The organism is Candidatus Pelagibacter communis (assembly GCF_001179845.1).
GTDB lineage: Bacteria > Pseudomonadota > Alphaproteobacteria > Pelagibacterales > Pelagibacteraceae > Pelagibacter > Pelagibacter ubique_Q.
Genome location: NZ_CVSB01000045.1, coordinates 43,834 through 50,000 on the forward strand (window position 1 = coordinate 43,834; position 6,167 = coordinate 50,000).

General features: G+C 33.6%; 4 protein-coding genes, 2 tRNA genes and 2 rRNA genes (1 of these 8 running past the window's edge). 7 read left to right on the forward strand and 1 reads right to left on the reverse strand.

The genetic code is table 11. From position 1 onward, the window contains the following. Positions 1-2: 2 nt before the first annotated feature. Genes prfA through AMN81_RS04450 form a run of 3 tightly spaced genes read left to right on the forward strand, consistent with a single transcriptional unit; the run spans position 3 to position 2,389 of the window. The gene (gene prfA, locus AMN81_RS04440; RefSeq protein WP_072090887.1) at positions 3-1,076 is read left to right on the forward strand and encodes a peptide chain release factor 1; all 1,074 of its coding nucleotides are present in this window, start codon (positions 3-5) and stop codon (positions 1,074-1,076) included. Between the two features lie 3 nt (positions 1,077-1,079). Then, positions 1,080-1,922 (forward strand): peptide chain release factor N(5)-glutamine methyltransferase, encoded by an 843-nt coding sequence (gene prmC / locus AMN81_RS04445; protein ID WP_072090888.1) that lies wholly within the window; start codon positions 1,080-1,082, stop codon positions 1,920-1,922. Between the two features lie 11 nt (positions 1,923-1,933). Further along, positions 1,934-2,389, forward strand: coding sequence for a DUF4167 domain-containing protein (locus AMN81_RS04450; RefSeq protein WP_072090889.1), 456 nt, complete (start codon positions 1,934-1,936; stop codon positions 2,387-2,389). Here the strand turns inward: AMN81_RS04450 and AMN81_RS04455 are convergent. Beyond that, the gene (locus AMN81_RS04455; RefSeq protein WP_072090890.1) at positions 2,386-3,678 is read right to left on the reverse strand and encodes a M23 family metallopeptidase; all 1,293 of its coding nucleotides are present in this window, start codon (positions 3,676-3,678) and stop codon (positions 2,386-2,388) included. The genes AMN81_RS04450 and AMN81_RS04455 overlap by 4 nt on opposite strands. A 338-nt stretch (positions 3,679-4,016) precedes the next feature. Between AMN81_RS04455 and AMN81_RS04460 the strand changes: the two genes are divergently transcribed. The 4 genes from AMN81_RS04460 to AMN81_RS04475 form a co-directional block, all read left to right on the forward strand. Beyond that, positions 4,017-5,491 (forward strand): 16S ribosomal RNA (locus AMN81_RS04460). A 97-nt stretch (positions 5,492-5,588) separates the two neighbouring features. Then, a tRNA-Ile gene (locus AMN81_RS04465) sits at positions 5,589-5,665 on the forward strand. A gap of 12 nt (positions 5,666-5,677) precedes the next feature. Continuing rightward, positions 5,678-5,753: transfer RNA gene (locus tag AMN81_RS04470), tRNA-Ala, on the forward strand. A 130-nt stretch (positions 5,754-5,883) separates the two neighbouring features. Continuing rightward, positions 5,884-6,167, forward strand: a 23S ribosomal RNA gene (locus AMN81_RS04475) (it continues 2,469 nt past the right edge of the window). Together the 16S and 23S rRNA genes with 2 tRNA genes alongside form the textbook arrangement of a ribosomal RNA operon.

The following is a 6,167-nucleotide window of genomic DNA, read 5'->3' on the forward strand; positions in this document are numbered from 1 at the left end:
AAATGATTCCATCAAAAACAATCGAAGAGCTAATTGAAAAACATTCTTCTTTAGAAAAAGAACTTTCTTCAGGGGAAATAGATAAAAAATTGTTTGCAGAAAAATCTAAAGAGTATTCAGACATTAACGAAATTATAGATGTTGCAAAAAAACATATCTCTTTTGATAAAGATAAACAGGAATTAGAGAAAATTCTAAATGATCAAACATCAGATGATGAGCTAAAAAAAATGGCCGAAATAGAATTAGCTGATTTAAATTCACATCATGAAATTCATGAAAAAAAATTAAAATTATTTTTATTACCAAAAGATGAAGCGGATAAAAAAAATGCGATTATTGAAATTAGAGCAGGAACTGGTGGTTTAGAGGCAAGTTTGTTTGCTTCTGACTTATTTAAGATGTATGAAAAAGTTAGTCATAAAAAAAGATGGACTTTAGAATTAATTTCAATTTCAAGAAGTGATGCTGGAGGTTTAAAAGAAGTTATAGCCTCTATTAAAGGAAGAAATATTTATTCTACATTAAAATATGAAAGTGGAGTACATAGAGTTCAAAGAGTTCCAGACACAGAAACTCAAGGAAGAGTTCATACATCGGCAGCAACAGTAGCTGTATTGCCTGAGGCCGAGGAAGTTGACTTAAAGATCAACGACTCTGATCTAAGAATTGATGTTTTTAGAGCAGGAGGTCCAGGTGGACAATCGGTTAACACAACAGATAGTGCAGTTAGAATTACTCATATACCAACAGGTTTATCTGTATCTCAACAAGATGAAAAATCACAACATAAAAATAAAGCCAAAGGCATGAAAATTTTAAGAGCACGTTTATATGAATTGGAAAGGTCAAGAATAGAACAAGAAAGATCTCAAGATCGTAAGACAAAAATTGGTACCGGAGACAGATCAGAAAGAATAAGAACTTATAACTTTCCTCAAGGAAGAGTTACAGATCATAGAATAAATTTAACCCTTCATAAATTAGATGAATTTTTAGAAGGAGAAGCATTTGATGAAATGATTGAATCTTTGACACTACAAGCACAAGAGGAAAGTCTTAGCAACTTAAAATAATATATGAATATTAATTTGGCTATTAATGAGGGTTCGAAAATTTTAAAGAGTAAATTTATACCTAACTCAATATTAGATGCTGAAATTTTAATGGCAAAAATAATTAATAAAGATAGAAATTATATTTTACTCAATTCCAGTAATTCAATTAATAAAAATGATTTAAATAATTTTTATAAGTTAATTGAGCAGAGATCTTTGGGATACCCGCTAGCATACTTAACTAAAAAAAAGTCTTTTTGGGATTCAGAGTTTTTTATTACAAAAGATATATTAATACCAAGGCCTGATACAGAGTTGGTTGTTGAAAATATATTAAGATTAACAAAACAAAAAAGTAAAATTAATATTTTAGATATTGGCGTTGGTTCAGGCTGTATTATTGTTTCAATTTTAAAGGAGAGAGAAAATTTTCGTGGAACTGGCATAGATTTAAGTAAAAAATGTTTAATTATAAGTAAAAAAAATGCAGTAGCTCACAAAGTTAGTTCTAGATTAAAATTATATAAATCAGATGTTGACAAATTCAATTTAGGTAAATATGATTTAATTGTTTCTAATCCTCCTTATATTAAAAAACATAAATTAAAATATTTGGAAAGAGATGTTGCTGAGTTTGAACCAAGACTAGCTTTAGACGGTGGATTGGATGGTTTATCAGAAATCAGAAAAGTAATTAAAAAATCCTCTGAACTGATAAAAAAAAACGGGAAACTAATTTTAGAGATCGGATTTGATCAAAAAAATAAAGTTATTAATTTATTAAAAAAAGAAGGTTTTTATATAGATAGCACTCAAAAAGATCTTGCAAATAATGATAGATGTATAGTCAGCACAAAAATATAATCAATTAAATCATGGTAACATTTAGAAATAACAACAATAATAACAATAGAAGAAGTGGTTTTAGAAGAAATATAAGAAATTTTAAATCAAATGGCGAGAATTCAAAATTTGCTCCCAACTTTTCAAATAATGAAAATTTTAAAAGAAAGTCCCCAGGACGAAATAATCACAATGCTCCAAAGTTAATTGAAAAATATAACGATTTAGCTAGAGAGGCCCTTTCAAATGGGGATAAAATTTTATCTGAGAATTATTTACAGCACGCAGATCACTTCACTAGAATACTTAATGAAAGAGAAAGTTTTAGGAGAGATAAATTTTTAGAAAATAAATCTGAAAATAATTCTGAAATTTCTGAAGAAAATATAGAAAATTCAGAAAAAAATTCTGCTAAAGATCTAGAAAACAATCCTAATGATAAAAATAAAATTCAAAAAGATTCAAAATCCCAACTAGAAATAATTTAATTTATTCCAAGTATTTTTTCCGATTTAAGGACGTCTAGCTTGATTTTTTCAGTTTCAAATAATTTTCTTTCTTTACCTTTTAAGATTTTACCCGAGGGAAGTTTTAATTTTTGTGAATTAACTTTTTTTCCATTTACTATCACTTCATAATGTAAATGTGGGCCAGTAGATTTACCTGTTGATCCAACATAACCAATAGTTTGACCCTGTTTAACTCTTACTCCAGATTTTATACCTCTAGCAAATTTTGACATATGAGCATAAACAGTTTGATATGTTGAGTTGTGTTTAATTTTTACACAGTTACCCCCTCCACCACACCATCCAGCTTTTTTAACAATGCCATCACCTGACGCCATTATGGGAGTTCCCATAGGGGCAGCAAAATCTGTTCCCCGATGCATTTTGTTGTAACCATCAATAGGATGTTTTCGCATTCCAAATGGAGAAGATAGCCTTGCTCCATTAATTGGAGTTTTCATTAAAGCTTTTTTTACACTTTTACCATTTTTGTCATAGTGCCCTTGACTATCATTAAAGTCAAAATAATATAAATTATTATCCTGTCCGCTTAGCTTAAGGTTTGCAAAAAGAATTTCTCCAGTTTCAGAAATCTCATTTTTTTCATTTAAGAAAATTTCATACATAATTTGAAATTTATCATTTTTTCTAATATCTCTTTGAAAATCAACTTGGAAACCATAAATCCCTGCAAATTCTATAATTATATTTGCTGGTATTTTTTGATCGGTGGCTGCTTTGTATAAACTTTGTTCAATTAAGTTTTCTTTGTAAATAATTTCTTTTTCTAATTTAATCGAGACAACTTCTTTTCTAAAATTATCTTGTTGAATGTTTCTTTTTAGATAAATCTTTTGAGTGTTTGAAACCTGATATATAAATTCTTCAATTTTATTATTAGTTTTATTAAGACTAAACTGAATTATCTGTTTTGTATTTAACTTATTAAGATTAACTTTTTTTTTAAGGGAATTTTTAATTTTATTTATTTCAGATTTTTCAATTGAATAGCTCTCTAATATTTTATCAAAAGTTTCTCCAGCTCTTATCTTATGTTTAACTTTTTTATATTTTGGTTCAAGATTGTCTATTAAGTGACTTAAAGTTTTTTTAAAGTAAATGTTATTTATAAAATTATTGTAAGCTTTATCATTTAAACTTTTTTTATAGTTAAAATAACTTGTAAAAGTTGCTGTAATAAAAATTAAGATTATGAGACCGAAAATTTCAAAATTTTTTTTAATTTTATTTTGTAAATTTTTAAGCATATATTTATAATAGACGTTCAATTATTAGTTTAGAGGTAGATAAAAATCAAAAAAAACCCTTTAAAATACTGTATTTTTGTTATTTTTTTTGCTCTTAAATGCTTGATTTCCATTAATTTTAGCCTATAAGCACTGAACTTTCTCAATAAAATTATTGTTTAAACAATAAATTAGTGAGGATTATTGAGCCTTTTTTGCTCAATTAGCTATTTTAAAAGTTAAAAATTTAAGAAGAGAAGTGTGGACGGTTAAGGTTACCAAAAATTTGTCGTACACACTTCAATCACATATAAATTTTATTCTTAGAATTTATATGGAAGCTAGTGTGCGCCGTTTTTAAACTTGAGAGTTTGATCATGGCTCAGAACGTACGCTGGCGGCACGCCTAACACATGCAAGTCGAACGAAGTAGTAATACTTAGTGGCAGACGGGTGAGTAACATGTAGGTATCTGCCCTTTGGCCTGGAATAACACGAGGAAACTTGTGCTAATACCGGATAAGTCTTTACGGAGAAAGCTTTATGCACCATTGGATGAGCCTGCACTTGATTAGTTTGTTGGTGGGGTAATGGCCTACCAAGACTGTGATCAATAGCTGATTTGAGAGGATGATCAGCCACATTGGGACTGAGACACGGCCCAAACTCCTACGGGAGGCAGCAGTGGGGAATCTTGCACAATGGAGGAAACTCTGATGCAGCGATGCCGCGTGAGTGAAGAAGGCCCTTGGGTTGTAAAGCTCTTTCGTCGGGGAAGAAAATGACTGTACCCGAATAAGAAGGTCCGGCTAACTTCGTGCCAGCAGCCGCGGTAATACGAAGGGACCTAGCGTAGTTCGGAATTACTGGGCTTAAAGAGTTCGTAGGTTGTTGAAATAGTTGGTGGTGAAATCCCAGAGCTTAACTCTGGAACTGCCATCAAAACTTTTCAGCTAGAGTATGATAGAGGAAAGCAGAATTTCTAGTGTAGAGGTGAAATTCGTAGATATTAGAAAGAATACCAAATGCGAAGGCAGCTTTCTGGATCATTACTGACACTGAGGAACGAAAGCATGGGTAGCGAAGAGGATTAGATACCCTCGTAGTCCATGCTGTAAACGATGTGTGTTAGACGTTGGAAATTTATTTTCAGTGTCGCAGGGAAACCGATAAACACACCGCCTGGGGAGTACGACCGCAAGGTTAAAACTCAAATGAATTGACGGGGACCCGCACAAGTAGTGGAGCATGTGGTTTAATTCGAAGATACGCGCAGAACCTTACCAACACTTGACATGTTCGTCGCGACTCTGAGAGATTAGAGTTTTCGGTTCGGCCGGACGAAACACAGGTGCTGCATGGCTGTCGTCAGCTCGTGTCGTGAGATGTTGGGTTAAGTCCCGCAACGAGCGCAACCCTCACTTTTAGTTGCCATCATTAAGTTGGGCACTCTGAAAGAACTGCCAGTGATAAGCTGGAGGAAGGTGGGGATGACGTCAAGTCCTCATGGCCCTTACGTGTTGGGCTACACACGTGCTACAATGGTATCTACAACAGGAAGCAAGACTGCGAAGTTAAGCAAATCCTCAAAAGATACCTCAGTTCGGATTGCACTCTGCAACTCGAGTGCATGAAGCTGGAATTACTAGTAATCGTGGATCAGCGTGCCACGGTGAATGCGTTCCCGGGTCTTGTACACACCGCCCGTCACACCATGGGAGTTGGTTCTACCTTAAGGCAAGGTTTAAAACCCTTGACCACGGTATAGTCAGCGACTGGGGTGAAGTCGTAACAAGGTAGCCGTAGGGGAACCTGCGGCTGGATTACCTCCTTTCTAAGGATGAATGAAAGTAAAATTTCATTCTAAATAATATACAGGATAATGTTGACCGTCCTCATTTCTCTTCTTGAATAGTGTTTCTCTTGCATGGGGGCCGGTAGCTCAGTTGGTTAGAGCACACCCTTGATAAGGGTGGGGTCGAAAGTTCGAGTCTTTCTCGGCCCACCAATTTAAGATCATGGGGGATTAGCTCAGCTGGGAGAGCGCCTGATTTGCATTCAGGAGGTCAGCGGTTCGATCCCGCTATCCTCCACCAAAACACTTAGTTATAAAAAATCGTAAAAATTAATAATTAATATCAATATCTATATCCGAACATTAGTAATGTTATTAGCTAATGTTCAAAATAAAAATTTGATTCAACACAGAATTTTTTTCTGTGCATAAATCAAGCGTTTAAGGGCGTGTAGTGGATGCCTTGGCACTGAAAGCCGATGAAGGACGTGATATACTGCGATAAGTTTCGGGGAGCTGTATGTAAGTTTTGATCCGAAAATTTCCGAATGGGGAAACCCACCACTTTATGTGGTACTTTAAACTGAATACATAGGTTTAAAGAGACAACCTGGAGAACTGAAACATCTAAGTAACCAGAGGAAAAGAAATCAATTGAGATTCCGTTAGTAGTGGCGAGCGAACGCGGACTAGGCCAGTAGTTTTGTTAAAAAAA

Coding starts and splice junctions, on each gene's coding strand:
- prfA (WP_072090887.1), top strand. CDS start 3: ATGATTCCATCAAAAACAATCGAAGAGCTAATTGAAAAACATTCTTCT.
- prmC (WP_072090888.1), top strand. CDS start 1,080: ATGAATATTAATTTGGCTATTAATGAGGGTTCGAAAATTTTAAAGAGT.
- AMN81_RS04450 (WP_072090889.1), top strand. CDS start 1,934: ATGGTAACATTTAGAAATAACAACAATAATAACAATAGAAGAAGTGGT.
- AMN81_RS04455 (WP_072090890.1), bottom strand. CDS start 3,678: ATGCTTAAAAATTTACAAAATAAAATTAAAAAAAATTTTGAAATTTTC.